Source organism: Thermogemmatispora sp., from assembly GCF_042408735.1.
Classification (GTDB): Bacteria; Chloroflexota; Ktedonobacteria; order Ktedonobacterales; family Ktedonobacteraceae; genus Thermogemmatispora.
This window is the reverse complement of the sequence record NZ_JBHOQV010000187.1, coordinates 24,677-43,479: the sequence shown is the minus strand read 5'-3', so window position 1 is coordinate 43,479 and position 18,803 is coordinate 24,677. Positions and strand designations below refer to the sequence as shown.

The 18,803-nt window shown below is 61.0% G+C and carries 14 protein-coding genes; 7 read left to right on the top strand and 7 right to left on the bottom strand.

Going from position 1 to position 18,803, the window contains the following annotated elements:
* Window positions 1-229: 229 nt before the first annotated feature.
* Window positions 230-2,872: an alanine--tRNA ligase gene (gene alaS / locus ACFMO7_RS19970; protein ID WP_376797241.1), complete on the bottom strand. Its 2,643-nt coding sequence runs from the start codon at window positions 2,870-2,872 to the stop codon at window positions 230-232.
* 347 nt (window positions 2,873-3,219) lie between these two features.
* On the opposite strand from alaS, the gene ACFMO7_RS19965 reads away from it, so the two are divergent.
* Window positions 3,220-3,735 carry an AAA family ATPase gene (locus tag ACFMO7_RS19965; protein WP_376797240.1) on the top strand — a complete coding sequence of 172 codons (516 nt, stop codon included), beginning with the start codon at window positions 3,220-3,222 and terminating at the stop codon, window positions 3,733-3,735.
* A gap of 124 nt (window positions 3,736-3,859) precedes the next feature.
* Entirely contained in the window at window positions 3,860-4,822 is a 963-nt protein-coding gene (locus ACFMO7_RS19960; protein ID WP_376797239.1) for an HAD family hydrolase, read from the top strand.
* A gap of 231 nt (window positions 4,823-5,053) precedes the next feature.
* On the opposite strand, the gene ACFMO7_RS19955 is transcribed toward ACFMO7_RS19960, so the two are convergent.
* From ACFMO7_RS19955 to ACFMO7_RS19935, 5 genes are all read right to left on the bottom strand, one after another.
* Complete coding sequence (locus ACFMO7_RS19955; RefSeq protein ID WP_376797238.1) at window positions 5,054-5,548, bottom strand: helix-turn-helix domain-containing protein; 495 nt, start codon at window positions 5,546-5,548, stop codon at window positions 5,054-5,056.
* A 77-nt stretch (window positions 5,549-5,625) separates the two neighbouring features.
* On the bottom strand, window positions 5,626-6,012 hold the full coding sequence (locus ACFMO7_RS19950; protein ID WP_376797237.1) for a VOC family protein: 387 nt from the start codon (window positions 6,010-6,012) through the stop codon (window positions 5,626-5,628).
* Window positions 5,987-6,634, bottom strand: coding sequence for a 16S rRNA (guanine(966)-N(2))-methyltransferase RsmD (rsmD, locus tag ACFMO7_RS19945; RefSeq protein ID WP_376797236.1), 648 nt, complete (start codon window positions 6,632-6,634; stop codon window positions 5,987-5,989). The genes ACFMO7_RS19950 and rsmD overlap by 26 nt, the downstream gene beginning before the upstream one ends.
* A 28-nt stretch (window positions 6,635-6,662) precedes the next feature.
* Window positions 6,663-7,919, bottom strand: coding sequence for a hypothetical protein (locus tag ACFMO7_RS19940; RefSeq protein WP_376797235.1), 1,257 nt, complete (start codon window positions 7,917-7,919; stop codon window positions 6,663-6,665).
* 219 nt (window positions 7,920-8,138) lie between these two features.
* A complete protein-coding gene (locus ACFMO7_RS19935; protein ID WP_376797234.1) occupies window positions 8,139-8,774 on the bottom strand; it encodes a glucosaminidase domain-containing protein in 636 nt (211 codons plus the stop codon).
* Window positions 8,775-9,141: 367 nt separating this feature from the next.
* Between ACFMO7_RS19935 and ACFMO7_RS19930 the strand changes: the two genes are divergently transcribed.
* The 5 genes from ACFMO7_RS19930 (at window position 9,142) to ACFMO7_RS19910 (ending at window position 17,111) form a co-directional block, all read left to right on the top strand.
* A complete protein-coding gene (locus ACFMO7_RS19930; protein WP_376797233.1) occupies window positions 9,142-9,804 on the top strand; it encodes a hypothetical protein in 663 nt (220 codons plus the stop codon).
* Window positions 9,805-9,992: 188 nt separating this feature from the next.
* Window positions 9,993-11,873, top strand: coding sequence for an AAA family ATPase (locus ACFMO7_RS19925; RefSeq protein ID WP_376797232.1), 1,881 nt, complete (start codon window positions 9,993-9,995; stop codon window positions 11,871-11,873).
* A 248-nt stretch (window positions 11,874-12,121) separates the two neighbouring features.
* Entirely contained in the window at window positions 12,122-13,699 is a 1,578-nt protein-coding gene (locus ACFMO7_RS19920; protein ID WP_376797231.1) for an ArnT family glycosyltransferase, read from the top strand.
* Between the two features lie 821 nt (window positions 13,700-14,520).
* The gene (locus tag ACFMO7_RS19915; RefSeq protein ID WP_376797230.1) at window positions 14,521-16,188 is read left to right on the top strand and encodes a spermidine synthase; all 1,668 of its coding nucleotides are present in this window, start codon (window positions 14,521-14,523) and stop codon (window positions 16,186-16,188) included.
* Between the two features lie 110 nt (window positions 16,189-16,298).
* The gene (locus ACFMO7_RS19910; RefSeq protein WP_376797229.1) at window positions 16,299-17,111 is read left to right on the top strand and encodes a cyclase family protein; all 813 of its coding nucleotides are present in this window, start codon (window positions 16,299-16,301) and stop codon (window positions 17,109-17,111) included.
* Between the two features lie 277 nt (window positions 17,112-17,388).
* Here the strand turns inward: ACFMO7_RS19910 and glnA are convergent, their stop codons facing one another.
* Window positions 17,389-18,780 carry a type I glutamate--ammonia ligase gene (gene glnA / locus ACFMO7_RS19905; RefSeq protein ID WP_376797228.1) on the bottom strand — a complete coding sequence of 464 codons (1,392 nt, stop codon included), beginning with the start codon at window positions 18,778-18,780 and terminating at the stop codon, window positions 17,389-17,391.
* Between the last annotated feature and the right edge of the window lie 23 nt (window positions 18,781-18,803).

The following is an 18,803-nucleotide window of genomic DNA, read 5'->3' as shown; positions in this document are numbered from 1 at the left end:
CGCGAGGCAGCTACCGCTGACAGGCAGAGCCGGCCCAGTGCCTGGCACTTGTGCGGCGGCGTTCCTGCCTTCTTGCCTCGCGCCTGACCTGGCCCTGAGAGGGGCCCATCGTCCCTTCCAGCTCGCTGCCTCGTGCCAGCCCGCCTGTCAGCTTCTCCTCTGCTGTGACGCCAGCTCTGAAGCAGGTCCCCAGAGTGGGCCATGCATGCCATGCATGGTCTGGCCTTTCTTAGCTGAGGGCCTGCTCTACCAGCGAAGGCACCAGAGCCAGAGCGGTGCTGAGAGCCTCTTTGTTGCGCCCACCCCCCTGGGCATATTCTGGCCGTCCGCCACCTTTGCCGCCAAGGTGCTGACCGACAGCAGCAGCAAGCTTGCCAGCGTGCAGGCCACGCTGGACCAGCTCAGGAGTTACCAGGACCTGGACACTGACGCGCTCGTCGTAGACGGCAGCGAGCGCTACCACTCCCGGGCGACCCAGCTTGTTGCGCGTCATCTCGGCTATCTCACGCAGTACCCGGTCATCGGGAGCCGTGACGCTGGCGGCCACGACTGCTACGTCCCGCACGTCGCGGGCCTGCCCCGCCAGGGTAGTCGCCTGGCGCTTAGCCTCGTCGCGCTGATACTGGGTGAGCTGGCGACGCAGGGCAGCCAGCTCATCGCGCAGCTGATCGACGCGCTCGATCAGGTGGTCCGGCTGGGTCTGCAAGCGGCTCGCCAGCGTTTCTACCAGCGTTTTACGCCCGCGCAGATACTGTTCGGCACCACGTCCGGTGAGGGCCTCGATGCGGCGAATGCCGGAGGCGATGCTCGTCTCCTGCGTTGTGACGTAGATGCCGATCTGTCCGGTGGCGCGACAGTGGGTCCCTCCGCACAGCTCCTTGCTGCTGCCCATCGAGACCACACGGACCTGCTCGTCGTACTTCTCTCCAAAGAGGGCCATCGCACCCGTCTTAAGGGCCTCCTCCAGTGGCATGATCTCTGTGATTACGGGGTAGTCGGCGCGGATCCAGCTATTGACCAGCTCATCGAGACGAGCCAGGTCCTCGCTGGTGAGCGGCCGCGGTGAGGCAAAGTCGAAGCGCAGGCGCTCAGGCTCCACCAGCGAGCCACGCTGCTCAACCTGGGGACCCAGCAGATCTCGCAGGGCTTTATGCAGCAAATGGGTGGCGCTGTGGTTGCGCATGGTGTCTTCGCGGCGCTGGGCGTCGACCTCGGCCTGGACGGTCTCACCGAGGTGCAGATAGCCCTCGGTCACTCGGCCATAGTGGACGATCAGGCCCTTGACGGGACGCTGCGTGTCCTCGACGATAAAGGTGCCTACCTCCCCTTTGAGCAGGCCACGATCTCCGATCTGACCGCCGCTCTCAGCGTAGAAGGGGGTGCGATCCAGAATCACCAGCGCTTCCTGGGGGGCGCTGACGCTCTCGACCTCTTTGCCATCGACGAGCAGGGCCACCACGCTGCCGGTGGCGCTTGTGCCTTCGTAGCCGAGGAAGGTGGTCGGCGGCAGGCGCCCGGCGATCTCGGCGAGCTGCTGGTCATTGCGCGCCTGGGCAAAGGGGCTGGCGGCGCGGCTGCGCTCCTGCTGCTGCCGCATGGCTTCCTGGAAACCCGCCACATCGACCGTGAAGCCCTGCTCTGCCGCAATCTCTTGCGTCAGTTCCAGAGGGAAGCCGTGAGAATCGTAGAGCTTGAAGGCTTCGACGCCGGGAATAACCGTCGCCCCGCTCTCCTTTAGCCCGGCCAGCAGTTCGGTCAGGAGCTGCAAGCCGGTAGAGAGGGTTTGATTAAACTTCTTCTCCTCCAGGCTGAGCAGAGCCAGGATACGCTCGCGATGCTGACGCAGCTCACTGTAGTGGCCGCCCATCAGCTCGATGACCGTATCGGCGGCTTCGGCCAGGAAGGGCTTCTCCAGTCCAAGCAGGCGACCGTGACGCACGGCACGGCGCAGGATGCGGCGGAAGATATAGCCGCGACCTTCATTGCTGGGCAGCACGCCATCGGCGGCCAGAAAGACCAGGGCGCGCCCATGATCGGCGATCACGCGCAGAGAAGTATCGGTGCGCGCCTCGCGACCATAAGTTACGCCGGCCAGAGCGGCGAAGTGGTCAATAATGGCGCGGAAGACATCCGTCTCAAAGACGGACTGCTTGCCCTGGAGCACCATCGCCAGGCGCTCCAAACCCATACCCGTATCGATGTTCTTGCGCGGCAGCGGCGTGCGCCTGCCGTCGAGATCCTGATAGAACTGCATAAAGACCAGATTCCAGATCTCGAGGAAGCGTTCGCAATTGCAGCCGGGCTTGCAGTCAGGCTTGCCGCAGCCGTGTTCGGGGCCGCGATCGTAGTAGATCTCGGAATCCGGTCCGCAGGGGCCGGCGGCCCCTGGAGGTCCCCACCAGTTATCTTCCAGGCGCACAATGGCCCCGTCGGGAATGCCGGTGATCTCCGTCCAGTAGCGCGGCGCCTCATCATCATCGGGATGGACCGTTGGATGGAGACGCTCGGGAGGAAGCTTCACGACCTGGGTCAGAAACTCCCAGGCGTAGGCGATGGCCTCGCGCTTGAAGTAGTCCCCCACCGAGAAATTGCCCAGCATCTCGAAGAAGGTCAGCGTGCGCTCATTGCCCACTTGATCAATATCCGTCGTGCGGAAGCACTTCTGCACCGAGGTGAGCCGCGTGGCGGGAGGTGTCTCGCGCCCCAAGAAGAAGGGAATCATCTGCTGCATACCGGCGGTGGTCAGCAGGACCGTCGGGTCGTCGCGCGGGATGAGCGACGAGCTGGGCATGGGGTAATGGCCCTTCTGGACGAAGAAGTCCAGGAAGCGTTGTCGAATTTCAGCAGTGGTAGGCTGCACTTTTACAGACACAGCTGCCTCCTCACTAGTACAATCGGGCCGGGCTCACCCGCGGCACCTGAGCAGGACGGTTTATGTGGTACCAATCCAAAACAGAAGATCTGGTTGGCACAGCGCTTGTCTTTCTTTCTTTATCCTGATTGGCCCTGAGTTGGCACGCTCAAGTGCGCCGCTTTGTCGATCCAGATCGCTATAAGTAGATGAGATCCGGTGTGGATAAGAGAACCAGCGTCCTGTCCTCCCCAGCACGATGCCGCGTCCCGCCAGATCGGGCATAGGTAATACTAGAGCCATTTGTGCACGGGCATTATATCAAAGCCAGGGACCTATCGCAATGCCTGTGGAAAGGAGCGAGGTGCATGCCTGTTTCCATGAAGCTTCCCCATCGCACGCTAATGGTCCTCTGCGGGCCTGCTGGCTCCGGCAAGAGTACCTTTGCCAGCCGCTACTTCAGTGCGGTACCAACGATGGTGGTCTCCTCGGACTACTGCCGGGCCTTGATCTGCGACGATCCAACCAACCAGCAGGTCAATCGTGATACATTCGACGTTTTCCACTATATAATCAGGAAGCGCCTCTGGCTTGGGCGCTTCACGGTTGCCGATAGTACGGCCCTCCACGCCGAGGCGCGCCGGCGGCTCTGGGAGCTGGCCTTTCATTTTGGCTACCTGAAATGCCTGGTGGTCTTCAACGTCTCGCCAGCTACCTGCCTTGAGCGCGACCGCCAGCGCGAGCGCCAGGTTGGCCCCCAGGTCATCGAATACCATGCTCGCCTCTTGCAAAAGGCTCTGCAGGAGATCCCAGGCGAGCAATGGGACCGCGTCTATGTGCTCAATGAGGATGATCTGGAGGCGACGGTTGAGATCGATCCCTGATCTGATCGGCGCTGGCTCGCCCAGCGGAGGGCCTGGCAGCTAGACCAGGCCCCGCGCGCTCTCTTGGTCCCGGTTCTTTTAATAAATTGATACCATTCTGAAAGAAAGGATCACCTTTATTCTTATGGAATCTTCTCTTCCCTGGAAACGTGAAGGTTTGCGCTGGCCTGCTCCTTGCGATACGCTCTTCTTCGATGTCGATGGCGTTCTTATTAAGACAAGCGAGTCGTTTCGCGCTACCGATATTGCTGTGGCGGAGTATGTCGTCGGGACGCTCCACGGCCTGGATTGGGGCCGCTCCGAGGGCCGCCCCTTGCTGACGCTGGATGATGTGAAATTCTTTAAGCAGGCGGGAGGCTTCAATGATGACTGGCACATGTGCTACTTGCTGGCCGGTCTCTATACGGCAAAGTTGCGCGAGTGGCGCGGTACTCCGCTGGCGCAGCGCAGCAATCGCGAGTGGATGGAGCTGGCGCGGGCGGCAATGCTGGAAGGGCATGGCGGCCTGGAGTGGGTGCGCTCGGTGATTCCGGCCAGCGCTTTGCCCGACTACGAGCTGGTGGGCGAGCTGTGCCATGAATACTATTGGGGCGCGGCTGAGTATCGCCGACGCTTCGGACGGGAGCCGCGCTTCCTGCCTGACTGGCCAGGCTTTGTGCATCGCGAGACGTTGCTGCTGCCGCCAGACCTGCCGATGCGCCTGCACGATGCCGGCCTGCGTAAACTGGGCCTGATCACGGGCCGCATCGGCCCCGAGGTCGATAGTGCTCTGGAGCGCCTGGCCGCTCACTGCGGCGGCGCATGGTGGGACGTGGTTATTAGCGGCGACGATTGCCTCAAGCCCGATCCCCAGGCGCTGCGCCTGGCTATCACGGCTGTGGAGTCAGGCGGCGGTCTCTACGTGGGCGATACGGCTGACGATCTCGATCTGGTCCTGAATTATCGCCGCACTCAGGCCCCCGGCGAGCCTGACTTTCTAGCGGTGATGCGCGTTTTTCCCGATGAGGTAACTCTTTATCGCGAGCGCGGCGCCGATCTGATTGTCGGCGAGGTAGCTGAGCTACCCGCTTTGCTAGCAGCTCGCTAGTCTGAAGGCTTCTCCACTATCAGTCAGTCAGTCAGCCGGCCAGCCGGCCAGGAGACCCCAGGCGGAAGACGCGGCCCAGGTCCGTAAGGCCGTCCTGGAGCTTCCTGGCCGGCGCTGATGGGGAAAGCATCGCGCTCCTGCCTCACCTGATCGGCGGTTGAATGTTGACCTGTCCCCACGGATAGCCCTTAGCCTGGGTCCGCCGGCGCTCAGGCTGAGCGCTTCAGGGAGTCAGGGCCTGCGCTTCTGTGCCTCATCGATGAGATTGACCAGGTATTGCAGCTTCTGAATAGCCTGTAAGGCGTTGCGTCGATTGCGCTCATAGCCCTCGGGGGCCAGCTGCATGAACCAGGCGCGGATGTCCTCCTCAGAAACGTCATACCACTTGGTATCGGCCTGGAGGCGCAGATAGACGCGCATGGCCGGGTCCTGCTGCTTGCGCCGCGGTACGAACTGGAGCGGCTGGGCCCCGCTGGCTGCTGCTGCGCTCTCTTGCTCATCGGCGGCGATGGCCTGCGCCAGTTCAGGCTCGGGATGCAGCTCTTTATAGAGGGCCTCGACATCGGCGGTCTTGAAAAAGTAGTCGCGCCCCACCCCTTTATAGGCCCGAATCCGTCCCTGTTGGACCCACTGGTCCAGCGTAAGACGATCGATGCCCAGGCGGCGAGCCGCTTCGCCCGCATCGAGAAAAGCGAAGCGTCCTCTTGCGGGTCCACCGGTGGTCATAGTGTGCACTCCTTTACTACCTCCGCTCCACGTCAGCGGCTGACTCTTCTTCCCTTCCGGACGACTCTGCCGGCCTCTTAGCCTGTCAGACGCTGCTGCAGGGTGATGCCCAGGCCATCGGGATCATGCAGGACGGCGATCAGGTTGCCGGTGACCTGCTTCTCTGGCGGCTGGGAGAAGGTCGCTCCACGGGCCTTTAGCTCTTCGTAGGCCGCCTGGATGTCGGGGACCACAAAGGCCAGATGGGCTACGCCCGCTGGCGGTCGCCCGGGATAGAACTGGGCCTGTCCCTGGCCGCCGGCACGATGGAGGGCCAGGCGCACCGAGCCGGTCTCAAATTCCGTCCAGCCCGGCGAGCTGAAGCGCAGAGGAAGGCCAAGGACATCGCGATAGAAGGCCGTCGAGCGCTCCATATCGCTGACGTAGACCACAATATAGTCAGGCTTCTCCAGCTTGATTGTCATAGCCAGGATACTCCTTCTTGACTTTGACGGCGTAGAAAAGCAGCAGAGTGCTGCCGTAGCGCCGTTCGTCGTCGAGGATCAAGCGCGTCAGGGGCACCGCGAGCAGCTCATCTCGCTCGAGCGGGTGGATCTGGACGATGACGAGGCCGTCCTCGCTCAGCAGCGGCGAGCGGTCGAGCAGGGCCAAGGCCCGAGCCGCGAGCTGATGATACTGCGGCGGGGCTACATAAATGATATCATAAGCGGTCACGTGCAGCGGCGAGAGGGTCGAAGCGCTCCCTTCGGCTGGCCCAGCCTCTTGTTGGGCCGCTAACCACTTGAAGGCGTCGGCGCGCAGCGTCTGAGCTCGCGCCTGCAGCCCGGTCAACTGGAGATTCTCGCGCAGCACCCTGAGGACACGTGGATCGATCTCGATGAAGGTGGCAAAGGCCGCACCGCGACTGAGCGCCTCAATGCCCACACTGCCGGTGCCGGCAAACAGGTCCAGAAAACGGGCCCCTTCGATGCGTGTGGCCAGAATATCGAAGAGCGCCGTCTTCACACGGTCGATGATGGGACGGGTGCCAGGCGTACGTGGAGATTTGAGACGCCTCCCCTTGGCCTCCCCGGCAACAACGCGCATGGTCTTCTTTCTCCTCTATCAGGATCGCTCAATCGAGGGCCAGAATCGCGGCCACGTCACGCTCAAAGTCGTCTCGCTTGGCCCAGGAGATCAGAGCCTCTACCTGATCAATACTGAGCTGCTTAAGGGCCGTGACTCCCCAAATGCGGCCTATCAACTGGCGTAGCTCATCTTCGCTGATCTGCTCTCCGATGACGTTCCAGAGGACGGTCAGCCTCCCCTGGCTCGCCGGCGTGCTGCCCCGCACCTCGCGGAGCTTGTTCAGGAGGGTACGCGCATGCACACGCTCCTGCAGCGAAAGCTGCCGCCTCTCCGTCTTTCCCGAATGAGCCTCTTCCTCCTCTTCGCCTTGTCCACGGCTTCCCTCCTCATCATCCTCATACCAATCTTCATTGTCCGCATCCTCTACCGCATCGTCTTGCTCTTCCTGGTAATCATCGTCTTCCTCATCGTAGCGCCGGTCCTGGGTGGAAAGGGAAGATGCGAAATGCTCCCTGGCGGCCTGCTCTTCTCCTTCTCCTGCGCTCTCCTCTTCGACGACCAGTTCCTGACGAGATCGCCCCTGGCTCCACTCGCGCTGCGAGAAGACGGCAGGATAGGCTTGCTCGGGAAGAGCGGAGGAGCCGGCTGCGCTTGTGCTCGATTCCGCCCTGCCCGTCGTCGAACTGCGCTGGGCGATGAGGTGGCGGAGCTGATCAAGAGCCTCACGCAGGTTGATGTTACTGAGGCTTCTGACTCCAAGCAGCTTCATGGCCTGCTTCGAGTCGATATTAAAGTTATCGCGTAAAATCTGCAAAAACTGGGGGAGAGTAAGATCGCTGTTGAGATTGCCGAAGACGCCCGGCGTTGAGGGCAAGGCTGGGGCCATACGGCGCCGGAGCTGCGAGGCGGAGGGCGAGACCCGGCTTTCGGCTGAAGCAGCAGGAGCGGAGGCCGGGCGCGAGAGAAGGCGTGGCTCTGCCGGCGGTTCACGCGAGCCAGTCGGGCCTGGACGCGCAGAAGGGCTGCGCCCCTCCTCATCGTCAGAGCCAGCCGGGGCAGGGCTTGCCTTGCGCGGCGTCGACGTCTGATTGAGGCGCTGCTCAAGGCGAGCGCTGAACTGATCAAGGCCAGCCAGAGCCTCCTGCAGAAGGCGTTCGCGTTCCTCAGCGCTGGCAGCCACCGGCACCGGTACCTCAACCTGAATGACGTGGAGGCGCCCTTGAGCCGCAAACTGAGTTTTATAGTGGAACCAGATATAGGACCCACCAGCAGAGTTTTTCTCTTTAGCTACAGCCTCATCCATAACGACACCTGCCTCTCCAGCGCGTGAGTCGCCGCGCCCTCGGCGACCAGAGATCATCTTCTGGCCATCCGCCTCGTGGCCTGCCCTGGCAGGGCAGACGGGCCAGCCGGGTCGAGGTGCCAGCGGGCTGCACGGCGCTTCTTGATTTTCCCATTATACCAAAATCAAGATGGCTCTGCCCCCGCTCACTGGAGACAGCGCCAGGCCCCGCCTTCCTGACTAAACAAGGACTTTCCCCGCCCGCCAGCTATCGACGGCCAGTTTCACAGTACGAACGTAGGCAGCAACATCGTTACCATCAGCGGCAGGGGCATAAACCGGCACAATCTGATCGACCGTGACCAGGCCGCGAGCAACGTATTCCTCAGCGATCAGCCGATACCAGTCGGTAAAGCCTTCTTCCCAGGTCGCGTAGCGCCGGTAGCCCGCATAGCTGGCCTGGCCAGCCAGAGCGCGGATATTGCCCAGCGAATGAGTAACACGCGCTACTCCCGCGGTCCCAAAACGGCTTTCCTCCAGAAAGAAGGCCAGAGCATAGACCGGATCGATGCGATAGGCCAGACCATCGGCATAGAGCGCTTTCCCCTTGCCCGCCGCCGGCGAGCCATAAGCCGACAGGACCTGATCAATGAAGTCAGCAGAGACCGAGGGCTGACCCACAACCGCATAGCGCCCTCCCTCCTCACGTGGCTCGAGGGCGAGCCAGAGCAAGATCGCCACCAGTAGGGCCGCCAGGGCCAGGATCAGCCAGTCGCTCAGCAGCCAGGGTCCTCGCCTGCTGTAGGTGCGGTAGCGACGCCGGCTTCTTTTAACTTTTCTTCCACCTCTTCTGCGCAAACGCTGGCTGTACATCATGCTCCATTGGCCCCAAGAGTACCAGGACAGGATCATAGTCTGCTTGCTGCCGGGGGCTATTATCGCACGAGTCAGGAGAGAAATGCCAGTTGCTTGTCAGATAACCGGCAGTTTGACAGCAGGGGCTGAATTTGCCACAGGAATCACTTGTCAGGCAGACTGGCACACCGTACAATACAGTCAAAACAAGGCGCCCGACCTGGAGGGGGAGGCAGCCAACAAGGCACAGTGCGCACGAGAGCCGGAGAGCGGGCCAGGGCGGCGATACAGTTCGGTAGCGACAGCAGGCCAGGGGAAAGTCACGGCGAGCGGTAGCACTGGAGCGGGCACCTCATCCGCCCCGACTTTATCTGCAGGAGCACGTCTTATGCTTCAGCCTTCACCCACCTATCCGCGCTTACCAGAAGCGAAGCGGAGCGAGCAAAAGCAGCCCAGAGCCACGCCCCTGCGTCCGCGCCTGGGAGAGAGGCCGCTGGCGCGCAAGATCAAGGCGATCCTGCGCCCACCGATCAAGGCCATCTACTATCTGATCTCTCAGATCCGCAGCCACAAGGCGCTCAGCCTGGGCGTGGTAGTGATCTTTCTGGCCACCGCGACCATCACCAATTACACGCTAACGGGCGAGTGGCCACTAGGGATTGCCCAGGATCCGTTCAATTTCCACATCAATGGCGGCAATGGCGGAGGCGATAAGGTCAAGGACTGGCTCTACGCGCTGCGCGACGGCGATGTAGCGACGATGCGCATGCTCGAATCGACGCTGATCATGGCTCAGCCGCCGGATCCGACGGAGCTGGTCAGCCAATATAGCCAGAAACAGACCAATCTGGTCTGGCGCGATATCCACGTTGTGGGAGTCTACCAGCAGTCAGACACGACCGTTGATAGCCTGGTGAGCGTCAGCTTCGGGGCTCGCGGACCGGGCGGCGGCACCAGTGGTTACATGCTCTGGCACTTCACAACGCTGGCGCAGAACGGCGGGTTGCTGCTCGTCATCGATCTGGTGAACGTTCGGAATACTCTTGGCTAGTGGCCAGTCACTGGAGTCAGGCCCTTACGGACGAGGTCACGCCCTCCCTTTTTTGCAGCTATCAGTTTGTTGTCTGTCTCTATCTGTCTGCTCCCTGTCTGAGCAGAGATAGAGCGGCCAGCGTTCGTTCCGTCACTAGAGCCAGAGGTCGCTCGCCGACCCCAGTTGGTCAAGAAAAGGGGACTGTCATGGCGACAGAGAAACAATTTGAGAAGCAGAGCGAGCTGGATAGGTCCATCGACCAGGGCCTCGATCAGTTTGGCCGCTTTGTGCGTCACAACTGGTTCTGGCTTCTGCTCGGGGGGCTTGTCCTCTGGTACTTTTTTAGCAACATTTTCCCGCAACTGAGTGCACCGTCTCCTGGAGCGCTTTTCGCCTATCTGCTCGAGATCGCCTTTGCCATCTTCTATATCCTCATTCAGTTTATTGCCCTTTTCTGGTTTCTGGGGCGACCTCGCCTCTACTGGCTGATGCCTGGCGAGACGGGCGTCAACTTCCAGGACTACAAGGGCAATCCCGAGGTATTGGAGCAAGCCCGGCGGATCGTGGCCATTCTGCAGGGGATCAAGGAATTTCGCGAGATGGGTGGTCAGCCGATCCGCGGGTTGCTGCTTTCTGGTCCGCCTGGCACTGGCAAAAGCTATCTGGCTCAGTGCATTAGCAGCGAGGCTCAGGTGCCCTTCGGCTACGCCAGCGCCGCCAGCTTTCGCAACATGTTTTGGGGCGTCGACGTCCTGATCATTATGCGCCTCTACCGACGAGCGCGCAAATTGGCCCGAGAGTATGGGGCCTGCATCTTGTTTCTGGATGAGATCGATGCCCTGGGAGCCTCGCGCACGAGCCAGGGCCGGATGCCAGTCCCTGGCATGGGGGGCGGTCTCTTTGGCTTCATGGGTACGGGCGGCTCGCTCAACCAGTTACTCATGGAGCTTGACCCTCCGCCGGTTGAAACCGGCTGGTTCAAGAAGATCCTCCGCCTCCTCGGCCTTTACCATGGCCGGGCTCAGCGCGAGCCGGTGCTGACCATCGGAGCCACCAATCTCCCCGAGGCCCTGGACCCGGCCCTGCTGCGCCCGGGGCGCTTTGACCGACGTATCCACGTGGCTCCTCCCACAGACAAGTATCGCGGCGAAGTGATCGAGTACTACCTGAATAAGGTCAAGCATGACCCCTCCATCTCGATCAATGCCCTGGTCTACCGCATGGCGGGCTACACGCCGGTCGAGATCAAGCACGTCATCAACGAGGCGGTGATCATCGCCTACTTTGCAGGACGCGATGAGGTGCACTACGAGGATATCATCGAGGCCCAGGATATCCATGAGCTGGGCTATCGCCGCGAGAGCAACCTCTCGGCCCTCGAGCGGCGCCGTCTCGCTTACCACGAGGCCGGTCATGCCGTGGCCTCTTACTACCTGCTTGAACGTTATCTGCCGTCTTTTGTGACAATCCATCAGCGCAGCAGCCTGGAGGGAGCGGCAGCCTTTGCTCTTCCACGTCCCAAAGAGACGATTATGACCATGAGCAAAGAGGAGGTGCTTGCTCAGATCCAGGTCGCTCTGGCTGCCCGCGCCGCCGAAGAGCTGTTCCTGAACACCCAACTGAGCGGCGTTACCAGCGACCTGCGCCAGGCCACCGAGCTGGCAGCTTCCTATATCGGCCTCTATGGCATGGATGGTACGCTGATTTCCTACGGCGCCCTCCTCTCGCCCTCTCATGAGGCCGGTCCAATGGTAAGCTCTCTTCCGCAGCAGCTCACGGAGCGGGTCGAGGTAGTGCTCCAATCGCAGTTGAAGGCTGTCAAGCGTCTGCTCCAAGAGCATCGCGAGGCTGTGATTGCCGTGGCAGAGTCCCTGATCGAGCGCGATGAGTTGACGCCCGAAGAGCTTGAAGAGCTGATCAACCAGGCCGATGCTCACCGGATAACGGTCCAGCTACTGCCCGAGCTGGCGCCGGTCCTCGGTCTGAGCGGCGAGCAGATCGACAGCAATGGGCACGCCGCTCTGCTGCCCGCCGGCAACGGTCACGCCTCAGCTGAGGCCGCGGGTTCCGAGACCGATCAATCGTAGCCCGGCCCTCTTCCTTCCCGTCCTCCAAAAAGGGCCAGGAGAAGAGGCATGTGCTACTGCTGTGCTTTTCTTCTCCTTCCGCTGCAGGCAAAAGCTCACGCTGCTGGCACGGCAGCGTGAGCTTTTTACTCTCTTCCGAAGCAGACCAGGCCATTCCTCTCAAGATGGTGACCTTTGCGCTATTGTAGTGTATAGTGAAATGCGTCTCTCCTGGAGGAGAGCCTAGAACCGCTTGAGGTTACACGACTATGGCCAACGAGGTCATCGTGGATAGCCAGGCCCCCATATCCACGACAGATGGCCCTCAGAGCACACGCGCGCGCTTGCTGTACCGAACGGCGCTTTGCCTGGTGCTCATCCTTGGCCTGGGCATGCGCCTCTATCAGCTTGGGAAGCCACTCGAACGCGACTTCGATGAAGGGGTATACCTTCAGTCCTTGCGCGCTATGAGTCATGGCTTCGCTCTCTATAGCCAGATCTTTTATTCGCAGCCGCCGTTCTTTCTCGAATCGGTCTATCCGATCTACGTCCTGGCAGGCCAGACGCTATGGGCCGGACGCCTGGGCATTGCCCTGCTCTCGCTCTTGGGCTTTATCGGCGCCTGGTGGCTGGGCAAGGCGCTGCATGGCTATACTGGAGCCTTGCTGGCCCTGTTACTGACGCTGACCAGCGTTTCGTTTCTCAATGAATCGCGTGTTCTCCAGGCCGATGGGCCTTCAGTGGCGCTCTCGCTGCTGGCTGTGGGTCTCGCCTTCCAATGGTGGAAGACGCCAGCCGGCTGGCGTGGGCTGTTGCTGGGGATTTTGAGCGGGGCAATCCTGGCGCTGAGCCTTCTCACGAAATTTCTAGTTGTTCCCGCTCTGCTTCCTGTTGGAAGCTTAGTCATAGCTCGCTGCTGGCGGCTGGCACGCCCGGCTCAGGAACAGTCACCTGGGGAGCGTCGCCAGGGACTGTGGTCTCTGGTCGCCGGCCTGCTAGCTTTTCTGCTCGTGACGCTCCTGCTCGTCCTTCCATTCAGCGGCTCCTTCGCGGTGATGTGGCAGAGTGTCGTGTCGTTTCACACCGACGCTGGGGCGGCCTTCCGTTATACCCTGCGCACGATCACTTTGCCCTTGCTGGGGCGTGGCCTCCTGACTCCCCTGACGCTGGCAGGTCTGGCCGGGACGATCCTGGCGGCTCGACGCCGCGACTGGCGCCTGGTCCCGTCGCTCCTGTGGTTTGGGGGAACTATCTTTGTCTTGCTGGAGCAGCGGCCTTTGTTTGAGCACCATCTCGTTGCGCTGGTGCCCCCGCTTGTGAGTCTGAGCGTCCTGGGCTGCCCGGATCTTGCTGCCCTGGGCCGTCAACTCAGGGCCGGAGACCACATCCGGCAAGCTCTCGCCTCGGCCAGCATGGTCATGGTGCTCATCCTGGCCATCACCTGTACGCTGGCCCTGGCTCAGGACGTTCTTTACTTTCTTCAGCCGCCACCGCCAGTGCTGGCGGCGGGGCCACTGCAGCGCGTGGCCAGGGATCTAGAGCGCTTCACCAGGCCCGGCGACGTCGTGATCAGCGACGAACTCCTGGCCGTGGCCCTTGCCGGGCGTGATACCCCGCCCTGGCTGGTCGATACCTCCTCAGTGCGCATCAAAAGCGGCTATCTGACGCTGCAAGATCTCATCGCAGCCAGCCAGGCACCCCAGGTGCGAGCAGTGCTCTTCTTTAGCTCGCGCTTTCATCTACCGGATGTCGAGGGCTACCATAGCTGGGTGGCCCAACATTTCCACCTGGTACGTGTCTACGGTAGGGACGGCACAGGCTATCCACAAGAGTTGTGGGTACGCTGACAGGGTCCTGCCATGTCGGCTGAATCGCCCGCAGTGTCCCAGCCCCAGGGCGGGGCGCTGCTATCCTTAGACCAGGAAGCGGCGATCAGTAAATAGTAGAGTAGAAAGGAGTCACAGTGATGGCCGGACGGCGCACTTTTAGCACGATGGAGATACTCCTGCTGGGTGTCTTGATCGGCTCACTGATCCTCTCATTTCTCCAGGCCCGCCGGCAAGCAGAGGAGCGCTAGAGCCGCTCTCACCCCTGTCCGGTGGTCCTGAACAGGGACAGCGGGCCGTGTCGAGAGAAAGACAAGCCGTGGGAAGAAGGCTACAGCTTGCTTGTGAGCTGCAGCCTTCTTTGGCTTTCCGCACCAGGCAAAGGGTCGGTGGGCAAAGCTCGAGCCAGCATGGTATCATAGCATAGGTAGCAGCAAAGGAGAGCAGGGCACTAGCCACGAGCCATCGACGCGCAGTCAACAGCGACAGCGGCCTCCCAGCGTACGGGCGAGAAAAGCCGCAGGGCAGCAAACAGAAACAGAGGGCGGCCCGGAAGAGGTCGGCTTAGCTGCTCACGCCGCAGCCAGACGTCTCCCAGCCAGGCAGGGTGCCCGCCAGAAGTTGGACTGTAAGCAAGGGCGCTCCCTTCCCGGCTGAGCCACGCTGTTGTCTGCTTGTCTGTCTGCCAGCTTTGCACCAACACCCTCACTGGCCGACTTACCGAGTCGACCAAGGCAGCGCCGCGCCGGTCCTCGGTCCTCGCTCTCAGCCTATCAACAGAGAGAGAATACTGGCCTGACGAAAGGCAGAGATTGCCAAATTCGTGAAAGAGAGTTGCTATCATGACAACGGTCACCTCAGATGAGCAAAAGCCACACCTGGAAGAGAGCATTGCCCCGGCTGCAGCGCACCCCCTACACAAGTGGCTGCTGGTGGTGGTTGTCTTTGTGGCTGGGGCTGCCTCATTGGGGGTCGAGATGGCCGCTTCGCGTCTGCTTGCCCCCTATTTTGGTTCTTCGCAGTTTGTCTGGGCGGCCCTGATCGGCCTGATCCTGCTTTATCTGACCTCGGGCTACTATCTGGGCGGGCGCCTGGCCGATCGTTTTCCTCAGCCTGTCGTCTTCTACCTGATCACCACCATCGCCGCCTTCACCATCGGACTGATCCCCTATATCTCACGTCCGATCCTGCTCTGGTCGCTCAAGGCTTTTGCCACTTACTCGGCCAGCGTCTTCATCGGCTCCCTAGCCGCTGTCATTCTCCTGTTCGCCATCCCTGTCATCCTGCTGGGCTGCGTCTCACCTTTTGCCATCCGCCTGCTCCTGCAACAGGTTGGCCGCTCCGGAAGGCTGGCCGGTCAACTGTACGCCATTTCAACCGCCGGTAGCATCGTAGGCACCTTCCTGCCGGTCCTCTGGCTGATTCCCAACTATGGTACGCGCTTCACGTTTCTGGTAACCGCCATCGCCCTCCTGCTGGTCTCGATTCTCGGCCTGGTAGTCAGCAGCTCTGGGAACGGCGGGCGCCCACGCTCCGATCAGAAGCCAGGCCGCCTCAACAAGAAGAGCCTGCTGTCTCTGCTGCTGCTGATTCCCTTGGGACTGGAGTTTCTGACCCTGGGTGGACCAATTAAGCCAGCCTCGGGCACCGACGGCGGCGGAGTCCTCATCGCCGAACGCGAATCCGATTACAACTATATTCAAGTGGTACGTGTCGACAGCGAGATGCAGCTTATTCTCAACGAGGGACAGGCCGTTCACTCGGTCTACGATCCCAACTCGATCCTCACCGGCGGCCCTTGGGACTATTTTATGGTCGCTCCCTACTTCAACAGGCCACCGTTCACACCGGCCATGGTGCGACGGGTGGCCATCATCGGCCTGGGCGCTGGCACCATCCCCCGCGAAATCACGGCGGCCTACGGCCCAATCCCTATCGACGGAGTCGAGATCGATCCGACTATTGTCGAGCTGGGCCGCCGCTACTTCGCCATGAACGAGCCGAATTTGCATGTGATTGTCCAGGATGGACGCTACTTTTTGCGTACAACCGCGCAGAAATATGATATCATCGGCATCGACGCCTATCAGCAGCCCTACGTTCCATTCCAGCTCGCCACCGAGGAATTCTTCAGCGAGGTACGCGCCCACCTGACGCCAACCGGCGTGGCCGTCATCAACGCTGGCCGCACGAGCCACGACTTCCGCCTTGTGGAGACGCTCGCTCAGACAATGCACGCGGTCTTTCCGAATGTCTATATTATAGATACAGCGCGCTTTACGAATAGCATCATCGTTGGCACGAACGCAGAGACCTCCCTCAGCGATTTCGCTATCAATGCGGAATCGCTGACGAACCCGCTGCTGGCCAACGTTGCTCAAGCCAGCCTCGCCTTCGGGAATATACGCGAGGAGCAGGGGCGCCACGTCTTCTACACCGATGATCGCTCTCCGATCGAGCAGCTCATCGACCAGATGATTCTCGATGCTATCCGCAGCGGCGACGAGTGAGGGAGGAACTCTGACCGACTGACTGCCGGCGCCCACCGCGCGAGTCAGCTCCAATTAACGCCGCTGCTGTAGCATAATAGATTTCACTCTGCTGTGCTGGAGGAAAGCGGATGCCTTTTAGTCCGATTGATCTGAGCAATGTGCGCGTGCTTGACCTTTCTCAAAACTGGGACATCCATACGCCCGGCTTTGCGACCTACGAGGGGCCGACGGTCAAATGGATCAAGCGCGTGGCTTTTGATAAAGTAGGGGGCCAGCATATTGCCTCAACCCTGCACGTGGGCACGCACCTTGATGCCCCTCTGCATTTTATTACGAATGGCCAGGATATCGGGAGCATCCCGCTGGAAAAGCTGGTGGGACCAGGGGTCGTGGTTGATCTGGAGGCGATGGGCATCGGCGACTACGATATCTATACCTCGGCCCACTTCGAGGAATGGGAGCGCAAGACTGGCCTGCGCATCGAGCCTGGCGATATCGTGGTCGTGCATACCGGTTACCACAAGTATTATCCCAGCAACTGGTACGGCGAGACTCAACCGGACGAGACACGCTATTTTGTGAAGCATCCTGGCCCAACGCGGGAATTCGTGCAGTGGGTGCTTGACCGAAAGATTTCCTGGTTTGCCATCGACGCCGGCTCAATGGATCATCCCATGAACACCGTCATCCGCAAGATTCGCCCAGACCTGGCGGCCAGGTGCGCCGAGAAGCTGGGGCGTCCTCTGGAAGAGATCTGGCCCGAGGAGGATCTGCAACTGATGCATTACGATCTCTTTCCTCACGGGGTTTTCCACGTTGAGAACGCTGGCGGCATGATCGACGAGGTCCTGGACCAGCGTGTCTGGATCGGCTGCTTCCCGTGGAAGTTTAACGGGGGCGAGGCGGCCTTCTGCCGCCTGGTGGCCTTTGTGGGAAAGTAGGGCGGGCCGCGATAACGGGCAGAGATGGGCAGGCGGCCAGCAGGAACCGCGACGATATGGGTCTCGAGCCCCTCGGCGCGTCCAACTCTGCTTTGTGGCGCTCCAATCCGCCAGCCAGTTCAAGGCATGCCCAGATAAAGGAGCAAGCGGTCCGGAGCGGCCTGGTGCCGGCTCCGGGCCGCTTGTAGCATCGTGGCCAGCCGCCAACAGACTCGCCAGCGTTCTTCTTTTTCAAGCTTCAGGCTCGTAGAGGGCATGGCGCTCTTCTTCTCCGGACTCAAAAGATCGGCAAATAGCGCTCCAGTTCCCAGGGATGGACGTGCTTGCGGTACTCGTTCCATTCGATCGATTTGGCCTCCAGGAAGCCCTCATAGATCAGGTCGCCGAGAGTATCGCGGATCAGGGCGTCCTGGCGCAGATCATCGAGGGCCTCGCCCAGGGTAGCTGGCAGGCGAGACAGGCGGCTGAGTGGCTCGCCCTCATCGCGCAGGAAGAGGCTCTCATCCATAGCTGGCGGCAAAGGCAAACGATGCTGAATGCCGTCCAGTCCGGCGCGGAGCATGACCGCCAGGGCCAGGTAGGGGTTGCAGCTCGGATCGCAGCTACGCAGCTCGATGCGTGCTGAAAGCTGTGGGTCCTTGCCAGGGCGTGGCACACGGATCAAAGCCTCACGATTGACTCGCCCCCAATTGACATAGACAGGCGCCTCATAGCCCGGCACGAGGCGCTTATAGGAGTTGACAAGCGGAGCGACGATGGCGCACATGCCGCGGGCGTGGGCAAGCTGACCGGCCAGGAAATGGCAGCCAACTTCAGAAAGGCCATATTCACCGTGCTCATCGAAGAAAGCGTTCTTCCCCGTCTTAATATCGATGAGCTGCTGGTGAGTATGGAGGCCCGAGCCACTAATATTGTAGAAGGGCTTGGGGAGAAAGGTAGCGTAGAGGCCGTGCTGAGCGGCAATGGCCTTCAGGACATATTTGGCGGTCATCAGGCTATCAGCAATGTAGAGGGCATCGCCGGCCTGGAAATCAAGCTCGTGCTGGCCCGCCGCGACTTCGTGGTGGCTGGCCTCGATAACAATGCCCATCTGCTGCAGAGCGTGCACCATCTGGCGCCTGACGGTAGCCGCTAGATCGGTCGAGAGATCAAAGTAGCCCCCACGATCGTGCGGCAACGGGGTCGGTCCGCTGTCGTCGAAACGCAGGAGGAAAAATTCCAGCTCGGGCGCTACCTGAAAGCGATAGCCCAGCGACTCAGCCAGCTTTAACGAACGCAAGAGTGTGGCGCGCGGATCACCCTCGAACGCCTCCCCATCCGGCGTCATGACGTTACAGATGACGCGAGCCACAACATCGCCAGCCTCCATCTGGTCGGCGATCTCACGGTTGAGCGCCTGGGGCCGTACATGTACCGGGAGGACGGTAAAAGTACGTAGATCGGGGAAGAGATACATATCACTCTCGGCGACGCGCGCAAAGGCCTCGATTGAGGAGCCGTCAAACCACTTGCCGCGCTCAAGACAATCGGGGAACTGCTCCACCGGAATGGTGACACACTTGGCCATGCCAACAACGTCGGTGAACTCCAGGTTGACGAAGCGCACCCGCTCCCTTTCGATGGTCTCCATCACCTGCGTCACCAATGCCTGATCCTGCTGCTCCGCCATGTGCTGCCTCCTGGATGCCCAGC

Bases quoted from the DNA above. Each gene is read 5' to 3' on its own strand.
- ACFMO7_RS19965 (WP_376797240.1), top strand. From the start codon at position 3,220: ATGCCTGTTTCCATGAAGCTTCCCCATCGCACGCTAATGGTCCTCTGC.
- ACFMO7_RS19960 (WP_376797239.1), top strand. From the start codon at position 3,860: ATGGAATCTTCTCTTCCCTGGAAACGTGAAGGTTTGCGCTGGCCTGCT.
- ACFMO7_RS19955 (WP_376797238.1), bottom strand. From the start codon at position 5,548: ATGACCACCGGTGGACCCGCAAGAGGACGCTTCGCTTTTCTCGATGCG.
- ACFMO7_RS19950 (WP_376797237.1), bottom strand. From the start codon at position 6,012: ATGACAATCAAGCTGGAGAAGCCTGACTATATTGTGGTCTACGTCAGC.
- rsmD (WP_376797236.1), bottom strand. From the start codon at position 6,634: ATGCGCGTTGTTGCCGGGGAGGCCAAGGGGAGGCGTCTCAAATCTCCA.
- ACFMO7_RS19940 (WP_376797235.1), bottom strand. From the start codon at position 7,919: ATGGATGAGGCTGTAGCTAAAGAGAAAAACTCTGCTGGTGGGTCCTAT.
- ACFMO7_RS19935 (WP_376797234.1), bottom strand. From the start codon at position 8,774: ATGATGTACAGCCAGCGTTTGCGCAGAAGAGGTGGAAGAAAAGTTAAA.
- ACFMO7_RS19930 (WP_376797233.1), top strand. From the start codon at position 9,142: ATGCTTCAGCCTTCACCCACCTATCCGCGCTTACCAGAAGCGAAGCGG.
- ACFMO7_RS19925 (WP_376797232.1), top strand. From the start codon at position 9,993: ATGGCGACAGAGAAACAATTTGAGAAGCAGAGCGAGCTGGATAGGTCC.
- ACFMO7_RS19920 (WP_376797231.1), top strand. From the start codon at position 12,122: ATGGCCAACGAGGTCATCGTGGATAGCCAGGCCCCCATATCCACGACA.
- ACFMO7_RS19915 (WP_376797230.1), top strand. From the start codon at position 14,521: ATGACAACGGTCACCTCAGATGAGCAAAAGCCACACCTGGAAGAGAGC.
- ACFMO7_RS19910 (WP_376797229.1), top strand. From the start codon at position 16,299: ATGCCTTTTAGTCCGATTGATCTGAGCAATGTGCGCGTGCTTGACCTT.
- glnA (WP_376797228.1), bottom strand. From the start codon at position 18,780: ATGGCGGAGCAGCAGGATCAGGCATTGGTGACGCAGGTGATGGAGACC.